This window comes from Mycolicibacterium rhodesiae (assembly GCF_002086695.1).
Lineage (GTDB): Bacteria > Actinomycetota > Actinomycetes > Mycobacteriales > Mycobacteriaceae > Mycobacterium > Mycobacterium rhodesiae.
In genome coordinates this window covers 40,585-58,137 of record NZ_MVIH01000005.1, presented here as the reverse complement: position 1 = coordinate 58,137, position 17,553 = coordinate 40,585, and the positions used below count along the sequence as shown (strand labels likewise).

16 protein-coding genes are annotated in these 17,553 nt (G+C 66.2%); 1 reads left to right on the top strand and 15 read right to left on the bottom strand.

Annotated elements, in window-relative coordinates; translation table 11 throughout:
• Positions 1 to 9: 9 nt before the first annotated feature.
• The 3 genes from BST42_RS12495 to BST42_RS12485 form a co-directional block, all read right to left on the bottom strand.
• A complete protein-coding gene (locus BST42_RS12495) occupies positions 10 to 1,230 on the bottom strand; it encodes a glycosyltransferase (protein WP_083118975.1) in 1,221 nt (406 codons plus the stop codon).
• 65 nt (positions 1,231 to 1,295) lie between these two features.
• On the bottom strand, positions 1,296 to 1,778 hold the full coding sequence (locus BST42_RS12490) for a nitroreductase family deazaflavin-dependent oxidoreductase (RefSeq protein WP_083118974.1): 483 nt from the start codon (positions 1,776 to 1,778) through the stop codon (positions 1,296 to 1,298).
• A 48-nt stretch (positions 1,779 to 1,826) separates the two neighbouring features.
• Positions 1,827 to 3,005 (bottom strand): FAD-binding domain, encoded by a 1,179-nt coding sequence (locus BST42_RS12485; protein ID WP_083119625.1) that lies wholly within the window; start codon positions 3,003 to 3,005, stop codon positions 1,827 to 1,829.
• 225 nt (positions 3,006 to 3,230) lie between these two features.
• On the opposite strand from BST42_RS12485, the gene BST42_RS12480 reads away from it, so the two are divergent.
• A complete protein-coding gene (locus tag BST42_RS12480; RefSeq protein ID WP_110918602.1) occupies positions 3,231 to 3,722 on the top strand; it encodes a MarR family winged helix-turn-helix transcriptional regulator in 492 nt (163 codons plus the stop codon).
• 115 nt (positions 3,723 to 3,837) lie between these two features.
• Here the strand turns inward: BST42_RS12480 and BST42_RS12475 are convergent, their stop codons facing one another.
• The 12 genes from BST42_RS12475 to BST42_RS12420 form a co-directional block, all read right to left on the bottom strand.
• Positions 3,838 to 4,845 carry an SDR family oxidoreductase gene (locus BST42_RS12475; RefSeq protein ID WP_435406030.1) on the bottom strand — a complete coding sequence of 336 codons (1,008 nt, stop codon included), beginning with the start codon at positions 4,843 to 4,845 and terminating at the stop codon, positions 3,838 to 3,840.
• Positions 4,845 to 6,620, bottom strand: a complete 1,776-nt coding sequence (locus BST42_RS12470) for a glycoside hydrolase family 15 protein (RefSeq protein ID WP_083118971.1) — start codon at positions 6,618 to 6,620, stop codon at positions 4,845 to 4,847. The genes BST42_RS12475 and BST42_RS12470 overlap by 1 nt, the downstream gene beginning before the upstream one ends.
• A 201-nt stretch (positions 6,621 to 6,821) precedes the next feature.
• Positions 6,822 to 7,172 (bottom strand): hypothetical protein, encoded by a 351-nt coding sequence (locus BST42_RS12465; RefSeq protein WP_165760845.1) that lies wholly within the window; start codon positions 7,170 to 7,172, stop codon positions 6,822 to 6,824.
• A 151-nt stretch (positions 7,173 to 7,323) separates the two neighbouring features.
• The gene (locus BST42_RS12460; protein ID WP_207569499.1) at positions 7,324 to 8,826 is read right to left on the bottom strand and encodes a phytoene desaturase family protein; all 1,503 of its coding nucleotides are present in this window, start codon (positions 8,824 to 8,826) and stop codon (positions 7,324 to 7,326) included.
• A 102-nt stretch (positions 8,827 to 8,928) separates the two neighbouring features.
• Positions 8,929 to 9,558 (bottom strand): TetR-like C-terminal domain-containing protein, encoded by a 630-nt coding sequence (locus tag BST42_RS12455; protein ID WP_237159388.1) that lies wholly within the window; start codon positions 9,556 to 9,558, stop codon positions 8,929 to 8,931.
• 141 nt (positions 9,559 to 9,699) lie between these two features.
• Positions 9,700 to 10,131, bottom strand: a complete 432-nt coding sequence (gene dtd, locus BST42_RS12450; RefSeq protein WP_083118966.1) for a D-aminoacyl-tRNA deacylase — start codon at positions 10,129 to 10,131, stop codon at positions 9,700 to 9,702.
• Between the two features lie 36 nt (positions 10,132 to 10,167).
• Positions 10,168 to 11,604 carry an aldehyde dehydrogenase family protein gene (locus BST42_RS12445; protein ID WP_083119618.1) on the bottom strand — a complete coding sequence of 479 codons (1,437 nt, stop codon included), beginning with the start codon at positions 11,602 to 11,604 and terminating at the stop codon, positions 10,168 to 10,170.
• Positions 11,605 to 11,631: 27 nt separating this feature from the next.
• Positions 11,632 to 13,344, bottom strand: coding sequence for a thiamine pyrophosphate-binding protein (locus BST42_RS12440; RefSeq protein ID WP_083118965.1), 1,713 nt, complete (start codon positions 13,342 to 13,344; stop codon positions 11,632 to 11,634).
• A 19-nt stretch (positions 13,345 to 13,363) separates the two neighbouring features.
• Complete coding sequence (locus tag BST42_RS12435; protein ID WP_083118963.1) at positions 13,364 to 14,317, bottom strand: acyl-CoA dehydrogenase family protein; 954 nt, start codon at positions 14,315 to 14,317, stop codon at positions 13,364 to 13,366.
• Positions 14,317 to 15,486 carry an acyl-CoA dehydrogenase family protein gene (locus BST42_RS12430; RefSeq protein WP_083118962.1) on the bottom strand — a complete coding sequence of 390 codons (1,170 nt, stop codon included), beginning with the start codon at positions 15,484 to 15,486 and terminating at the stop codon, positions 14,317 to 14,319. The genes BST42_RS12435 and BST42_RS12430 overlap by 1 nt, the downstream gene beginning before the upstream one ends.
• Positions 15,483 to 16,382, bottom strand: coding sequence for an acyl-CoA dehydrogenase family protein (locus tag BST42_RS12425; protein ID WP_083118960.1), 900 nt, complete (start codon positions 16,380 to 16,382; stop codon positions 15,483 to 15,485). Before BST42_RS12425 ends, BST42_RS12430 begins: the two co-directional genes overlap by 4 nt.
• On the bottom strand, positions 16,379 to 17,551 hold the full coding sequence (locus tag BST42_RS12420) for an acyl-CoA dehydrogenase family protein (RefSeq protein WP_083118959.1): 1,173 nt from the start codon (positions 17,549 to 17,551) through the stop codon (positions 16,379 to 16,381). The genes BST42_RS12425 and BST42_RS12420 overlap by 4 nt, the downstream gene beginning before the upstream one ends.
• Positions 17,552 to 17,553 lie beyond the last annotated feature (2 nt).

The window sequence follows — 17,553 nt, the reverse complement described above, 5'->3', positions numbered from 1 at the left end:
GATCGCCGGTCAGCCCGTGACCGGCGGCGCGTAGTCAGCGTCTCCACGATCGGCGAGCAATTCCTGGTAGATGCGCAACATTTCGTCGGCGATCCCGTCCCAGGTATATCGCGCGCAGACTCGATCCCGCCCGGCGAGCCCGCGACTGCGCCGGAGGAATGCATCGTTCAACATCGCCGAGGTGGCCGCGGCGATGGCGCGCGGGTCGCGCGGCGGCACCAGGTAGCCGGTCACGTCGTGGACGACCGTATCCCGCATGCCGCCCACCGCCGACGCAACCACCGGAACCCCACAAGCCATGGCTTCCAAGGGAACAATGCCGAACCCTTCGCTCCACGGTGTACACAGCACCACGTCGGCGGAGCGCAGCATGTCGGGCATGGCGTCGTGGGGTATCGCGCCGGTGAACACCACGCGTTCAGCCACGCCCAGCTCAGAGGCCAGCACCGAGAGTCGGCGTACCTCCGAATTCTCGGCAAGGGACTCGGCGTCGGGTCCGCCCACGATCACCAGCTCTGCATGGGCGATGAGCCGCAGTGCGATGATCATCGTGTCAAAACCCTTGTGCGCCAGCGACGTACCGACCGCGACAATGCGCGGCCGGTTGCCACGTTCGGCGCTGGGGCCGACAGTCGAGAATTTCTCCACATCGACGCCACACGGGACCACCGAAGTCCGAGACCGCACGCACCCGAGACGCAGCAGCTCCTGCAACTCCTCGGTGCAGGTCGCGACGATCCGGGACGCATGCCGCGCCACCAGGCGCTCCAGTTTTGTCTGTGTGCTCGCCCCGGCAGGGCGCCGGCCCAGCTGCTTGTCCTTGGCCACGCCCAGTTCGTGGAAGGTCTGCACCGTCGGAATGTCCGCTCCACGGCTGGCCAATTCCGTTGCGACGCCGGATGTCCAGGAATGGGCGTGCGCCACATCAGGCGGCTCCTCAGTCCAGTGCCGGGCCAGCACCTGGCTGAATTCGCCCAGATGATCCGATAAGTCGGTCTCCGGCAGCGGCCTGGCCGGCCCGGCGTCCACGTGCACGACCGTGTAGCCCTGCGCGGTGACCATGCGTGGCGGACTGTCCGGGTCGCTACGCCGGGTGTACACCGTGACATCGTGCCCGCGGCTTGCCATCGCCGCGGACATCTCCGCGACATAGATGCTTTGACCGCCTGCATCGCGCCCGCTTTCGGCCGCCAGTGGGCTGGCGGCAGCGGACACCATCGCTGCTTTCATCGCTGTCTCCTTTCCTCACCGAAGTTGCCTAATCACCTGACGCGTCTGCAGCTACGGGGATGCGTTCAACCGAGCGGAACGAATCTGACAAATGGCAAGTGACGCCCGACGGCTCGGAAGTCGGCCTCCGAACCATCGACCGAAATGCCCATGACGCGAGGAAGCAGGTGACGCGCCACGGTGCGGTGGCGTGCTGCGTATCGGGCGAAGACCTCAGCGCCTTCATTCGGGGAGAGCGGTACCGCGGTAGCCGGTATGGTCGTGGAGCCGACCTGGATGCTGACCTTCGGGGTGTGCAGCACGTTGCGGTACCAGGCCGCGGTGGGACCCCAGCCGGAAGCGACCACGTAGCTGTTGTCCGTTGGATCGTGACTGACCACCTCCAGGACCGTGTGACGCGGTATACCGGAGACACGTCCGAGGTGGTTGAGAAGCATCAGCCGATGCCCGAACAGCCAACCGCAGCCCAGTCGGTAGGCGTAGATCGGTAGCCGGAAGAGCAAGCGGGTCAACCCTTTGGGGGGATCGACGTGTCTGGCTATCTCCACAACCACCGTCCTCTCACTCGCGCCGTTCCAAGCGACCGGCTCTCGACATCACAGCGGGTAGTCGGGCAATTCGAAGTCGTCGCGCAGACTGCCGGAGGCGACGAGGTCGAAGACCCGACCGAAGTTCATCGCCCGCATCACCGCATGGCGGATCCGGAGACCGAATTCCGTCTTGGTCGCGAACACCGGCAGGAGTTTCTCCGCGCCGGCTTGTTTGCCTTCAATGAAGGGGCGCATCAGCTTTTCGTATGCCCGGAATGCGCGTCGGTGGTCACCCTGCGCGCACTGAAGTTCACCGGCCAGCACGTAGGCGGCGGTCATGGCCAAGCCGGTGCCCTCTCCGGCGAGCAGGGAGACGCATGCGGCGGCATCTCCGATCAAAGCCACCCGACCTCGCGACCAGCGGTCCATCCGGATCTGGCTTACCACATCGAAGTACAGGTCGTCGACATCCTCGAGTGCGGCGAGGATTTGTTTGCATTCCCAGCCGGCATCTCCGAATTCACTCCACAGCAGCGCTTTTCGCGCTTCGATCGCACCGGGATCACTGCATTGACCCGCTCGGAACACGAACAGGAACAGGGTGCGGTCGCCGCGCAGCGAAAACCGGGAGACCGACCTACCGGGTCGGCCGTAGGTCACGTAGACCAGCTCGTCACGAGGCCGGTAGGCCTCCACAACGGCGGCCGCGACCATGCAGCCGAGGTAGCGCTCGACGCCCTCGTCTGGGGCAAAAGCCAGTCGACGCACATTCGAGTGCAATCCATCGGCACCGACGAGTAGGTCGAAATCGCGTGTCTGCGTGCGAGCGAAAGTCAACGTGACACCGCCAGGGTGTTGGTCTATTCCAGTGATGCTGTCGTCGAAAATCGCTTCTACCCGATCCGCAACAGTGGCGTAGATGGCCGCCGCCAGGTCACCACGGGCCACACTGACCAGCTCGCCGCGTGCAGCCCGCCGAAATCCGCTCACCTTCAGACTGGCCAGTGTCCTACCGTCGGGTCCTACAGAGCGAAGCGACTCGAGCTGATAGCCGGCATCGCGGATCGCCGGTTCCACACCCATACGTTGCGCGACGCGATACCCCACACCCCAGAAGTCGATCAGGTAACCGCCGGTGCGAAAGTGCGGTGCTCGTTCGATCAAAGTCGGTTCATGGCCGCCCCGCTGAAGCCAGTGCGCGAGTGCCGGACCGGCCACACCGGCTCCGCTGATCGCGATCTTCATTCCACCTGCTTTGCCGGCCTGACGGAGCTCGGCGCGCTCGCGACGGATGGACCGCGCGTCACCCACCTCCGGCTATACAACACCCGGCAACTATAGCACTATGCAATAGTTGCATCCAGCTTCATTTGTCGTGGACTTTGGCGCGTCGATGCCCTGCAGTGGTTTGAGCCGCTACATTTGGAGCGAGGCACACCGCCGAATCCGTTTCTGGCTATGGAGGACCCGTTGACGCCTCACAATGGCTCGGTTGACGATGATCCGTCGGATGCGATCATCGACGCCCTGCTGACCGCATCGAGGTTGCTGGTGGCGATTTCGGCTCGCTCGATCGCTCAGGTGGACGAGACGATCACCATCCCGCAGTTTCGCACTCTCGTCATCCTCTCGGCGCGCGGCGCGGTCAATGTCGCCAACCTGGCGGGGTTGCTTGACGTGCAACCCTCCACCACCGGACGGATGGTCGACAGACTGGTGACAGCGGGACTCATCAACCGACGCCCGCACCCTGATTCGCGGCGCGAGCTGGTCATCGAGCTGACGGCGCGGGGCAAAGAGATCGTGCGGTCAGTGACCGCGTACCGACGAGATGAGATAGCGCGCGTTGTGGCCAAAATGCCGCAGCGGGAACGCCGTGGCCTCGTCCGCACACTCACTGCGTTCACCACCGCCGGAGGTGAACCCGCGACACACCTTGAAGTTGACGGCTATCTGGTGTGATTCCGGAACTCGGTCAGTCCGTCGCAGTCGGCAGAACGATGTGATGAATGCCCGCACCGCCATAGAGCTATCAGCACGGTCGACGCGGTCACGGCCATGAGTGTTGTTACTGGAACTAGCGGCGTTGCGCCGCCACCGCCGCTACCGCCGCTCCCCCGGCTACCGCCACGATCGGGGCCATGTGTTCGCGCAGCCACCATTGCGGACTGCGAGCGTGCGAACGGTCGTCGAACGAGCCGTGTGCCCCGTGATCGGCATCGAGCTCGTCATCCCGGGGCTCCCACAGGTTTGGTGCGTTACGAGGAGCGGGCTCATTGGTCTGCTGTGACTTGTACCCCGTTGCGGCGAGATAGCGGTCCAGCAACCGAGGAGCCACGCGCTGACCAAGCAAGGTCGCCACAGTGCTGGCACCTACCCAAAACTGTTTGCGGGCAGGATGTTTGGCAGCAAACAGCACCGCTCGCGCCGCGACTTCGGGCTGGTAGATCGGTGGCACGGGTTGCGGATGTCTCGGCAGGCGCGACAGCACCCAGGTGAACTGGGGAGTATTGACGGCCGGCATCTGCACCACAGTTACATGAACGCCACTGTGGTCATGGATCAACTCGGTGCGCAGCGACTCGGAGAAGCCGTTGACGGCGTGCTTGGCGCCGCAATAGGCCGACTGTAGTGGGATGGCCCGTCCCCCCAGGGCCGATCCGACCTGCACGATGGTTCCGGCGTCTCGCGGACGCATTCTGCGCAACGCCACCATCGTGCCGTAGACGAAGCCCAGATAGCTCACCTCTGTTACGTGCTTGAACTCGTCGGGTTCGATCTGGTGAAACGGGGCGAACACCGACGCGAAGGCGACATTGATCCAAATGTCGACCGGACCCAACTGAGTCTCGATGGCGTCTGCCGCCAGGTCGACCTGGTGGTAATCCGACACATCGGTGGCGACGGCAACCGCGCGGCCGCCCAAGTTCTCGACCTCGGCCGCAGTGGCCGCCAGACCATCGTGCCCACGGGCCAACAGACCCAGGTTGGCGCCCTCACGCGCGAAGATCCGGCACACTGCGCGGCCGATTCCGGCGCTGGCTCCTGTAACGACAACGTTCTTTCCGGTCATCGGCCCAGCCATCATTGGCTCCCTTCGGTGTCTTCTGCAGTGGTTCGCGCCAACGTGCTCGATGCCTCGAACAACAGCGCATGGACAAAGGCCTGCGGGATGTTCCCCCGCAACTGGCGTTGGCGGATGTCGTACTCCTCCGAAAACAGCCCCGGCGTCCCGCAACCGGCCCGGTTGCGTTCGAAATAGCGGTATGCCTCAACGGTGTGGCCCTGCTGCTGGGCCGCGAGCGCCATCACGAACCCGCACAGGAGGAAGGCGCTCTCGTTTGTTCCGAGTCCCTGCCGAGGCGGATAGCGGTAGACGTAGTGATCGCGGCTCAGGTCGCGTTCGACGGCGCGGTAGGTTGCCACTGAACGTGGGTCTCGGCCCGGCAGAGCGCCTCGCAGGGCGGGCAGGAGCAATGCGGCGTCGATCCGATCATCGTCAGCTGCCCGCTGCCACCTGCCTGTCCGATGCAAGCTCTGCGAGGAGGTGTCGGCGACGATGTGGTCGGCCAGTGTGCTCAGCGCGCCCGGATCCCGGACCACTCGGGCTGCGGCAATCGCACGCAAACCTGCCGCGCAGGCCAGCCGGGAATGTGTCCAGCGTCGCTCGCCGAGTTCCCAGATACCCGCGTCGGGCCGATCGATGTTCGCGCCGATCGCGTCGACGGCGGCGTCGATCGCCCCGCGACTGTCGGTGGTGAGCATGTCGTGGCGGTCCGCAGCAGCGAACAGCAGCAGCGCCTCACCGAAGATGTCGAGTTGAAATTGGTCGCGGACGTGGTTTCCGGCGAGATCGTAACCGCCCGGATAGCCGTGCAACTCGAGCCGTCGCTGGTCCGGCACGGCCTCGCCGGAACCGGTGTAGGCGGGTCTAAGTTTCGGCCCGTCGGCCAATAGCCGCTCTGACACGAAATCGACTGCCTTGCCCAGAAGTTCGTGTGGACCGTCGGCAGCCACGGCGATACCCGCATAGCACTGATCACGAATCCACGCATATCGGTAGTCGTAGTTGGCACCCTCATCGGCACGCTCGGGCAAGCTCATCGTGGCAGCAGCGACCATGGCGCCCGAGGATGCGGTCATGCCACGCATGACCGCATAACTGTGCGCGGCATCGCGTGGGGCGATCGTTGGCCCAAGGGCAGGAATCGCTGCAGCCCAGGTCTTCTCGGTATCAGCCCAGGCTTGCGGAGCGGCCACCGGGGGTCCGTGGAGCTCGCGGTCGGATAGCTCGAGAACCAAGTCGACGCTTTCGCCTTCGGTGAGCACCACCGTCGATTCCAAGCAGCGCTCAGCCGCCGTGTCGCCGACGACGTGAGCGTCCGCCGCACCCGACCATCGCATCCTCAACGATCCGACATTCGCCAGCCAGCAGCCTGTGGCATCGTCGCGCCGAACATCGCGCATGGGTAGCCGACCGAATTCGGCAGTGGGCTGCAGCCTCACCTGTAGGCGGGCATCCCCCCGAATCGCCTCGATCCGGCGGAGGACTACGGCGGTGTCATCTCGACCCGGAAACGCGAGCGCCTCGCGGCATTCGATGATGCCCGACACTGTCACCCACCGCGACCGCCAGATGAGCGAGGCAGGCTCGTAATAACCGCCCCACACGAAGGTTTCGGTCGGCGTGATCGTGTAACTACCGCCGCCACCGATGAGCGACCCGAACACGGCGTCACTGTCCCAGCGAGGCGCACACATCCATGCAATGTCGCCCCGCGGGCCGATCAATGCGCCTCGTTCTCCATCGGCGATGAACGCATACTCGCGCAACGTCCACGGTGGAGTGACTGACGGCATGGAGTGCGCTTACCCGGTCTGCGGCGATCTATACCATTGCCGGGCAGCCTTAATCGTGGTCTCATCGAATCTTCAAATAGTTGCCCATATGCAATTGTTTCCGCACAGTATGCAATTGCGATCATGATCCGTAACAACCATTCCACGCCTGTCCGGCCAGCTCGCGGCTACGGCACGTTCCCCGTGCCGTCGAACGCCGGGTCACGGCGAGGATCGAACCTGCGTATCGGGCTGAGCCGGGGTCGCGTTCGACTGCGCTGGTGTCCCGCCCGGCAACTGGCTCAGGCCGATGCAGGTACCGGTGTTCGAACCGTCGCAGGGTATTCCCCGGATCTCGGGCAACTGGTCCGGACCGCGACGATCCACTTGTGCCTGCGGCGGATCGATCGACGGCAAGCAGCCGTCGAAGTAGATCTGGGACACCTCGCTGACCGGGCAGGGCTCCGCGATCGGGTTGGCCGTCGGCGCCGGGACGGCGGCGATCGCCAGCGGAACAGCTGGTGCAGCAAAAATACCGATTACCAACGCGATTCGATGTCGAACGTCTATCACTAAACAACACTTCCTTGTCACCGTAGAGCTTTGTCACCTTCCGGCGGAATGCCCGATGATTAGCCGGCTAAACTCTTAGCGCACAAGACTTCTGCAAAGCAACGCAGCGTCCTATCGCGCTCGCACCCACGCCCAGGTCGGCTGCATGCACTCACCGCACGGACGAACGCATGCCCGCCGGCGCCAAGTCGGGCAATTGCTGAATGCCAAAGTGCTCGCGCAACACTCGAGTCGCGGCGTGCATACCGCACATCCCGTGGACACCGGGGCCCGGCGGCGTCGAGGCCGAGCACAGATACACGTTATCCAGGGGCGTGCGGTACGGATTCCACCTCAGGACCGGCCGGGCCAGCATGCGATACATCGACACGGTTCCGACCGCGATGTCACCGCCGACATAGTTCGGGTTGTGGCCGGCCATCGAAGCAGCCGGGATGCACCGTGACCCGATCACCACATCGCGGAAGCCCGGGGCGAACCGTTCGATGTGTGCGGTCACCACCTCGGTCATATCGCGAGTGGAACCATTCGGCACGTGGGCGTACGTCCAGAGCGGCCGGGCACCACCCGGGCCCAATCGGGTGGTGTCCACCACGGTGGGCTGGCTGGCGAGGGTCATCGGAGTGCGACTGTGCCGACCCGCTGCGGTGTCGCGTTCGGCTTGCTTCATCTCCTCTCGACTGCCTCCGATGTGCAGGGTCCCCGCCTCGGCCAGCCGAGGATCTGCCCAGGGCACCGGGCCCGACAACGCGAAGTCGACCTTGGCCACCCCGTTGCCGGGAGTGAACCGGCCCAACGCCGATCGGTAGCGGGCTGGCAGGTCCGTGCCGTAGACCTGGCTCAGCGTCCACGGCGAGGTGTCGAACAGGTACGCGCGGGCCCGGGGCAACTGTGCCGAATCGGTGATCTGGCAATCGGTGACCACGTCGACCCCTCGGTAGGCCAGATCGGTCAGCAACGCATTCGTGATCGACTGGCTACCGCCGACCGGTATCGGCCATCCGTGACTGTGCGCCAGCGTGCCGAGGAGCAGGGCCGTAGCACCACCGGCCAACGCCGGAATGACCACGTTCGCGTGCGCCGACACGCCGGTGAGCAGCGCACCGGCACGGGGAGCCCGAGTGAGCTGGTCCCACAAGGCCGTGCCGAGTTCCAAGGCTCGACTCCCCAATGCCGCCGCCCCGGCCATCCCCGAGGGGTGCAGCACGCTGCTCGGCACGCTCCGAAGGTCGCCGAGCCCGATGTCGCGCACCGCGGTCCAGTTCTCGACCAGCGGAGCCATCACCCGACGATAGGTCCGGCCTTCGCGGGCCCCGTCCTCAGCCAATTCGCCCACCGTGCGGTTCAGGTCTTGGTACGCGACCGCGGCCCGGCCGTCCACCAACGGCTGGGCGAAGGCGATGGCCGGCTTCGGCAACTCGACGCCGCGCGCGGCGAGGTCGAATCGCTCGAAGAACGGCGAGGCGACCGCCATCGGGTGCACCGCCGAACACAGGTCATGCAGCAACGGCACCCCGAGGTCGAGGGCTTCGGTGCGGCAACCCCCTCCGGGTGACGGGTCGGATTCCAACACCCGCACTGACAACCCGGCCGCGGCGGCGATCACGGCGGCCGCGAGCCCATTCGGCCCAGCTCCGACCACCACTACATCCAAGGGCGCGCTCATCGTCGTCAGATACCACCGTTCGGCCGTGCTAACCGTCGCGGGCCGGGTCTACCTCGCGCCCCCGTTGTCTGGGAGCTGTTGTCGAACGGGCTAGCGCTTCGCAACCGCGTGCCACGCCAGGTCGGCGATTGCGGCGCAGTAGTGCTCGGCGATCGGCTCTCGGGTGTACAGGGCACGTACGTTGATCGGGGCCAGGACGAGTTGCATCGCGGCGATCGTGTCGACGCCGTCTCGCAACTCTCCGCGTGCGGCCGCCCGGTCGAACACCGACCGGATACTCGCGAACCGCCGCATCCAGAACGCCATCCGGGTGTCGTCGGCGAAGGCGGCGCGATCGTCGACCACCAACGCCCGCAGAAGACTGCGACCGACGGTGTCGTTGACTTGTTGGGCCACCACCGTGGCCAGGGCCTGCAGATCGGTGCGCAGCGATCCGGTGTCGGGCGCGGTCAGGACATCGTTGCTCCAGAACAACAGCGCCTCGAGGGCAAGCCGACTGCCGTCTCCCCAGTATTTGGTGACCAGTGATTCGTCGATCTTGTGTCGAGAGCACATCGTCGGGATGTCGAACCGCTCCAAGCCCCACCGGGTCAGCTCGTCGTAGGCGGCCTGCATCACCATGCGCCGGACGTCGTCGGGGACGCCGGCGTCAGTATGCTGCGAGTCGCCGTCGATTCGTCGACCTCCATCCCTGCCGTTCGTCAGCTGCCAGTCAACCACTTCGGCCGGGGACCTCGGATCAGTTCCGCCGCAAGTTCCGCAAGCACCGGGCCGGCGCCGCGAGATTCACCCGTGGCCGCAGTGCCTATGAAGCTCTGCGAGAACAGGTTTCCTGACCGCCGTCACGGCCGCCCATCCGGGTCACAGCTCCAGCAGCACCGTGACCGGACCGTCGTTGACCAACGCCACCGCCATATCGGCACCGAACACACCGGTCTCGACGTGGGCGCCCAGCTCCCGCAGCGCCTCGGCGAATGCCGTGACGAGCGGTTCGGCGACGGCGGCCGGTGCCGCGGCGTTCCAACTCGGCCTGCGCCCCTTCACAGTGTTGGCGTACAGGGTGAACTGGCTGATCACCAGGATCGGCGCGCCGGTGTCGGCCGCGGACCGTTCGTCGTCGAGAATTCGCAGCTGCCATAGCTTTTCGGCGAGCCGGCGGGCGATGGCCTCGGTGTCGGTGTGGGTCACGCCGACCAGGGCCAACACGCCCTGACCGGACGGCCTGATCTCCCCGACCACCTCGCCACCCACCGACACCGACGCCGACGTGACCCGCTGCACCAGCACCCGCATGGGTGCCGATGCTAGTGCGAGACAGTCAGGTCGGAGTTACTCCCCGGTGCCGACCGGCGCGTACCCGAGAATCGCTTTGGTCTCCAGGAAATCGGCGAATCCCTCTTCGCCCCATTCCCGGCCGTTGCCACTGGTTTTGTATCCACCGAACGGGGCCTTGATGTCGAACGCGTGGTTGATGGTGACCGCGCCGGCGCGGATACGCCGGGCCAGCGCACGCGCCTGGTCCAGGTCGGCACCGGAGACGTAGCCGTAGAGGCCGTAATCGGTGTCGTTGCCGATCTCGACGGCCTGGTCCAGGTTGTCGTAGCCCAGGATGCACAGCACGGGTCCGAAGATCTCCTCGCGGGCGATCGTCATGTCATTGTTCACGTCGGCGAACACCGTGGGACGCACGTAGTAGCCGGTGTCGAGGCCCTCGGGACGGCCCGGGCCGCCGGCAACCACCGTCGCTCCTTCGGCGATGCCCTTCTCGATGAGACCCTGGACCTTCTCGAACTGCATACGTGAGGCCACCGGCCCGATGGCCGAGCTGTCGGACAGATCGCCGACCTTGACTCCCTCGGCGGTGGCCTTCGCTACCGCCACGGCTTCATCCATCCGTGACTTCGGGACCAGCATGCGCGACGGTGCGTTACAGCTCTGCCCGGAGTTCATCATCATCACCGCGACGCCGGCGGCCACGCTCTGACCGAACGCCTCGTCGTCGAGCACGATGTTGGGGCTCTTTCCGCCGAGTTCCTGGCTGACCCGCTTCACGGTGGGGGCGGCGTTGCGGGCCACCTCGATACCGGCCCGCGTTGAGCCGGTGAACGACACCATGTCGATGCCGGGATGGCTGGACAGCGCCGCACCGACGCCGGGCCCGTCACCGAAGACCATGTTGTAGACACCCGCGGGAAGCCCTGCGGCGTCGAGGATCTCGGTGAAGATCTGGCCGGAGAACGGCGCGACCTCCGACGGTTTGAGCACCATGGTGCACCCGGCAGCGAGGGCGGGGAACACCTTGCAGGCGATCTGGTTGATCGGCCAGTTCCACGGCGTGATGAGTCCACACACCCCGACCGGCTCCTTGACCACCATCGTCTGGCCGCGCTCGGTTTCGAAGCTGTAGTTCTTCAGTACGTCGATGGCGGTCGACAGGTGACCGAGACCCATCATCACCTGGGGCCCCGCGGCCAACGTGGGAGGTGCGCCCATCTCCTCGTGCACCGCGTCGGCGAGATCCTTCAGACGTTTCTGGTATTCGTCGAGGATCGTTTGCAGGACGTCGAGGCGGTCTTCCTTCGAACTGACCGACCACGTCCCGAATGCCTTGCGAGCCGCCTTGACCGCCTTGTCCACGTCGGCGTCGCTGCCAATGGCGATCGTGCCGCCGACCTGCTCGAGTGTCGGGTTGTCGACGTCGAGCGTCCGCAGCTCGACCGGATCCACCCACTGTCCATCGATGTAGAACTTCAGATATTCGCGCATGATCACATCCTCCTCAATCCTGGTGGGTTATTGGGTGCCTTCGGCATACCAAGTCCTGAATCGGTCGTACTTCGGCATTTCCTCGGAGTTGGCCTTCGGGTCGATGCACACGTGCACCACGCCGACTTTTCCGCTGGCGTAGGCGCGGGCGATCGCCGGGCCGATCTCCTCTTCTTTCTCCACATACTCACCGTGGCAACCGAAACCCTCGGCGATCCTGTCCATCCGGACGTCCTTGCTCCAGTGCACGCCGGGTTGCGGCGACGGCTGGACGAAAGTCCGCTTGTACACGCCCACCTCGAGACCCCACTGATGGTCGACGCCGACCACACACACCAGCGGCAGGTTGAGCCGGGCGGCGGTCTCCAGCTCTGCGATGTGGAACAGGAACGCCGAGTCACTGGTGAGCAGCATGACCGGGCGCGTACCGCCGTCGGCCACCGAGGCGCCCACGGCATACGGCAAGCCGGTGCCCAGATGACCGAAGTTCTGGTTCCAGATCACATCGCGCGGCTTGGTCTGCGAATAGGTCCACTGGAAAATGACCGTCGCGCCGCCGTCGCGCACCAGGATGCCGTCGTCGAGTTCGTCGAACGCCCTGGTGGCTTCCACGACGTACCGCGCCGGGTGCACCGGGGTGTGCCCGCTCGGCGCCTCCTCGGCCACCCGGGCCAGCTCGACGGCGTCGGCGTTGATCAGCGTCTCGAGGGTGGCCGACGCGGAGCGAGGTGTGCCCCGCAGCGCCTCGACCAACTGGGGCACCACACCGCGCAGGTCACCGACCAGCGCCACGTCGACGGGCCGGTTGACCCCGATGGCGGTCGGGTCCTGCTCGACGATCACCCATTTGCGGGTCGCGTTGTTGGCGGCCCAGTGCTGGGTCTTGCCGTAGTGCATGGGTTCACCGAGTTCGGTGCCCAGCGCGACGCACAGGTCGGATTCTTCGACGGCCTGATTGGCGGCCGGAGAGAACAGATACGGAAACGTCCGGTCCTGCAGACCCGGGATGAACGACGTGCCGCCGGAGGTCTGGATCACCGGGCAGGCCATCAGTTCGGCCAGATCCTTGACCTCCTGCTGCGTGCGGGAGGTGTGCACGCCGTGACCGACCAGCAGTACCGGACGCTGGGCATCGCGGATCAACGTGACGGCTTCGGCCACCTCGCGGCTGCCTGCGCCCTGGTTGACCAGGCGGTACGCCGACGGCGGCGGAGCCGCGTCGACGTCGAGCTCGTCGAGGATGACGTGCGACGGGAACTCGACGTAGGTCGGGCCTGGGGTTCCGGACATGGCCCGCCGGATGGCTTCGTGGATGATCTCGTCGGTCTGGTCGGCGTATTCGATCGAGCTGCTGTATTTCACCGACGCAGCGAAAAGTGGCTCCTGCTGGACGAATTGGATGCGCCCGCGCCGTACCCGGCGCTCGGTGACCCGGGCCCGCTGTCCACCGAGGAAGATGACGGGTGAGTTCTCCACGAGAGCGCACTGGATGGCACCGGCGATGTTGGCCATGCCCGGACCGAGCGTTCCGATGCACAGGCCGGGCTTGCCCGTCATCCGGGATGCGGCCTCGGCCATGAAGCCGGCGCTCAGTTCGTGATGCGGCGCCACCACCGACCAGCCGCGCGCATCCGCCTCGGTGAACATGTGCACGAAGTTGGGGTCCGGGATGCCGAACAACGTGTTCACGCCCTCGGCCTCGAACAGGTCGAGAATGCGTTTGTAGACCGGTACACCCATGCGAAACTCCTTGATTTCGTTACAGATAGCGTTGTGCGAGTTCGTGACGATGCGCTGCCGGAGAGCCGAACAGCGAACGATTCAGCGCGGCGCGCTTGAGGTAGACGTGGATACCGCTTTCCCACGTGTAGCCGATGCCGCCGTGTAGTTGCAGCGCTTTGCCTGCCACGTCGACGGCGGTGCTGCACGCGTACGCCTTCGCCATCGAGGCGGCCACCGCGGCATCGGGCTGGTTGCGGGCTACGGCATGCACAGCTGCGCTCACCAGCTGTCGGGAGATCGCGACTGCCACATACATGTCGGCGCAGGCGTGCTTGACGGCCTGGAACGAGCCGATGGGCCGGTCGAACTGGTGGCGCATCGTCACGTAGGAGACGGTCGCGGCGAGCATGGCTTCGGCCACGCCGAGACTGTCGCACGCGACGGCGACGGCAGCCCGGTCGTATATCCGGCGGACGGCAGCCCCGGGATCACCGTCGAAAGCCATGACCTCCGAGCAGTGTTCAACCGCGACCCGCGCCAGCCGGCGGGTCTCGTCGAGCACCGGTTGCGCGGTGATCGTCACGGCCGCCTCGGCGACCCCGCCATTGGTGAGCACCAGGACCGTGTCAGCGCCCTCGGCGTCCGGCACGAAGTCGAACGGTTCGAGTGCGACAGCCGACCTGGTGGTTCCTGAGGCGATGCCGGCGAGCAGCCGGTCGCGAGTGGCGCTGGGGGCCAGGCTGTTCAGCACTCCGGCTGCCAGCACGGCACTGCCGAGGAAGCTGGTGGCGCTGGCTGCCCGGCCCATCTCCTCACAGATGACGGCCACTTCGGCGAACGTCGCTCCGGCGCCACCGAGGTGGTCGGGAACTTCCAGTCCGGTCCAGCCGGCGTCGGCGATCGCCGCCCATTCGACGGTGCGCTCCTTGGCCAGCAGACCGGCAGCCACCGACCGTAGGTCGGCGTGGAACTGTTCGAAATGGTCTGCCATCAGGCCCCACTCCGACTCGGTTCGCGCGGCAACCCGAGCCCGCGCTCGGCGATGATGGTGCGCTGAATCTCACTGGCGCCGCCTGGAATGGTCCATTCCCAGGACCCGATGAAATCCAGCATCCACGCGCCGGACTCCCACCCGCTCGACGCGGGTTTGGTGAGTGTGGTGTGGGCAGCCAGCCCACCGCTCTCGGCACCGAAGTCGGTCATCCGCTGCAACAGTTCGCTGTAAAACAGCTTCACCACCGAGGCGTCCGCCGCCCCGACACCACCGGTGTCGTGGCGGGAGACCAGGTCACGACACAGTCCGCGCAACCCGGCGATCTCGATCTCGAACTGCGCCAGACGATCCGCGACCCGCGCATCCGTGATCGGCGAGCAGGCTTGCACCAGCAGGCGGAAGCCCGCATTCCCCAGCCGCTCGGTCAATTCCAGCATCGTCATGCCACGCTCGGCTCCCAGGGTCGCCTGGGCGACCTGCCAGCCCTCGTTCTCGGCGCCGACCAGGTTGGTCGCCGGAATGACCACGTCGTCGAGGAAGATCTCGCAGAAGTGCGAGTCGCCGACCGCGTTGCGGATCGGCCGCACCTCGATACCCGGTGTGGTCATGTCCAGTAGGAAGTAGGAGATCCCCCGGCGTTTGGGCGCCGCCGGATCGGTGCGGGCCAGCAGCAGGCACCAGTCGGCATGCAATCCCCCACTGGCCCAGATCTTTTGACCGTTGACCACATAGGCGTCGCCGACCCGTCGCGCGGTGGTACGCAGGCTGGCCAGATCGGATCCGGCCTCGGGTTCGGAGAATCCCTGCACCCAGGTCTCGCCGTCCAGGATCGCGGGCAGGTGGCGGCGGCGCTGTTCCTCGGTACCGGCGACCAGCAGGGTGGACGCGGCGTGGTGGATGCCGACGAACGCCAAGACCAACCGCGGGGCGTCGTGGGCGGCGAGTTCGGAGTACAGCACGATCTGCTGATCGACCGGCATGCCGCCGCCCCACTGCACCGGCCAATGCGGGACGGCGAAGCCTGCGGCACGCAGTTCGGCGAACCAGGCTTTCTGAAAGGCGACGAATTCGGCGTCGGAGACGCCTGTTTGGGCGGACCGCCAGTCGGCGGGCACATGGTTCGCGCACCAGGCGCGGACCTCGGAACGGAAATCCGCCAGGCTCACGCGAACAGCCCTGTCAGGCCACGACGCCCCACCCGGCGGACCAGTTGGTCGCGGGTCGCCGACAGCCCGAACGGGAGCCGGCGCAGCGGCTGGCTGTACCGGGACAGCCACGACAGGGTGGTCTCGTCACAGAAGCCGACGGCGCCGTGCAGCTGATGACACACCCGGAAGACCACTTCGGCGGCCTCGATCGACGCCAGCCGCAGCGCGAGCGCATCGTCGGTGTCCTGGCTCCACAGCGCATGCTTGGCAAGCACCTCGAGCCCGCTGCGCTCCACTTCGGCGTCGGTCAGCTGGAATTGCACACCCTGGAACGCCGAGAGCGGCTGGCCGAACTGCTTACGGACGGTGGTGTGCGCCACGGTGAGTTCGATGGCGCGGTCCAGCATCCCCAGCAACGTCCAGCACGGCAGCACCAGCCCGAGCGCGATGTCGCCGGCCCCGCCGGCGTCGATCTGTGTCAGCTGCAGCGCGGCGGTGAAACCCGGACCCGCCGCTGAGGTCGGCATCGCCGAACTGCGCGCGCCGTCGAGGCCGACCGCAATCCACCGGTGGTCCAGGCCGTGGACCGCGGCGGTGGGCGCGGTGTCGGACACGACGATCAGTCCGTCCGCGTCCAGGTCGGTCGGACGAGCGAGGCGTTCGGCCAGTGGATACGGCAGCGCCCAGTAGCCCGCGCTGCGGCACAGCGCTGCCGCGGCCTCGGCGCACTCCTGGTCGATACGCACGTCGAGGTCGAATGCACCCAGCTCGGTCAGCGCAGGAACAACCAGCGCCTTACGGTCGCCGGGCTTCGCTTCGGCCTGCTGGACCAGCACATCCCCACCGGCGGCCGCGAAAGCCCGCAGTGCCTGACGGCCGTATTCGACTGCGTCGTCGGACAATTCGAGGTTCATCGGGATCCTGCCAGTAGCGCCCTCGACATCAGGATGCGCTGCATTTCGATGCTGCCCGAGGCGACCGTCGCGGACTGCGAGTAGCGCCAATGGTCTTCGACCTCGGCACGGTAATACGCTGTCGGGGCATCGTCGCGGGGCACCTCGGCGATGATGTCCATCAGCACCTCGGCGCTGTCCTGATCCAATGTCGTCACCGCGATCCGGTAGCCCGCGGCGTCGCCGGGCGCGATGCGCCCGCTGCTCTGCAGCGACACCACCCGGTAGGCCATCAGCCGGGCCCGCCTGCAGTGCAGCAACATTCGCACCCAGCGTGCACGCAGCTCCTCGGGCAGCTGCTCCCACCGGTCCCCCAACGCCTGCGGCGCCATCGTGAGCAGTCGTTCGCAGCGGGCGTAGCGGGCGATCCCGACCCGTTCGAACGACAGCACGTCCTGCACGATCGACCAACCGCCGTCCAACGGCCCGAGCAGATCGGTCTCGGTGACCCGCAGTTCGTCGAAGAACACCTCGTTGAGGTGGTGCGGTCCCATCATGGTGCGAATGGGCCGGACCTGGATGGCCGGATCGTCCATGGGCACCAGGAAGATCGACAAGCCCTGTTGTTTCTTCTGGACTGCGCCGTCTCCCACTTTGGTGGTCCGCACCAGCAGGAAGCACCACTGCGCCATGGTCGCGTAGGAGGTCCAGATCTTCTGCCCGCTGATCCGCCAGCCGTCACCGTGACGGCGGGCGGTCGTGCGCAGCGAGGCGAGGTCCGAGCCGGCCTCCGGCTCCGAGAAGCCCTGACACCAAATGACCTCTCCCCGGGATATCGGCGGAAGATGTTGTCGCTGTTGAGCTTCGGTGCCGTAGCGTATCAGCGTCGGGCCTACCCAGTTGACTCCCATGTATTGCGCGCCGCGCGGCTCGTGATGGGCCCACATCTCCTCGCGGACCACGGTCTGCTCCCAGACCGAGGCGCCCCGCCCGCCGAACTCCTGCGGCCACGCCGGGCAGAGCAGATCTTGTGTGGCCAGTGTCCGGCAGAACCGTTGCGCAGCTTCCAGATCCGTGGGGTCGTCGGTGAACGCCCCGAGAAAGCCTTCGGGGACATGCTCCTTCACCAGCTCGCGCAGCTGCGACCGCAGCGCCGCCGCCGGAGCGCCCATATCGAAATCGAGGCCCATGC

Bases quoted from the DNA above. Each gene is read 5' to 3' on its own strand.
- BST42_RS12475 (WP_435406030.1), bottom strand. From the start codon at position 4,845: ATGGCTGGGCCGATGACCGGAAAGAACGTTGTCGTTACAGGAGCCAGC.
- BST42_RS12435 (WP_083118963.1), bottom strand. From the start codon at position 14,317: ATGGCAGACCATTTCGAACAGTTCCACGCCGACCTACGGTCGGTGGCT.
- dtd (WP_083118966.1), bottom strand. From the start codon at position 10,131: ATGCGGGTGCTGGTGCAGCGGGTCACGTCGGCGTCGGTGTCGGTGGGT.
- BST42_RS12440 (WP_083118965.1), bottom strand. From the start codon at position 13,344: ATGGGTGTACCGGTCTACAAACGCATTCTCGACCTGTTCGAGGCCGAG.
- BST42_RS12495 (WP_083118975.1), bottom strand. From the start codon at position 1,230: ATGAAAGCAGCGATGGTGTCCGCTGCCGCCAGCCCACTGGCGGCCGAA.
- BST42_RS12470 (WP_083118971.1), bottom strand. From the start codon at position 6,620: ATGCCGTCAGTCACTCCACCGTGGACGTTGCGCGAGTATGCGTTCATC.
- BST42_RS12445 (WP_083119618.1), bottom strand. From the start codon at position 11,604: ATGCGCGAATATCTGAAGTTCTACATCGATGGACAGTGGGTGGATCCG.
- BST42_RS12425 (WP_083118960.1), bottom strand. From the start codon at position 16,382: ATGAACCTCGAATTGTCCGACGACGCAGTCGAATACGGCCGTCAGGCA.
- BST42_RS12420 (WP_083118959.1), bottom strand. From the start codon at position 17,551: ATGGGCCTCGATTTCGATATGGGCGCTCCGGCGGCGGCGCTGCGGTCG.
- BST42_RS12485 (WP_083119625.1), bottom strand. From the start codon at position 3,005: ATGAAGATCGCGATCAGCGGAGCCGGTGTGGCCGGTCCGGCACTCGCG.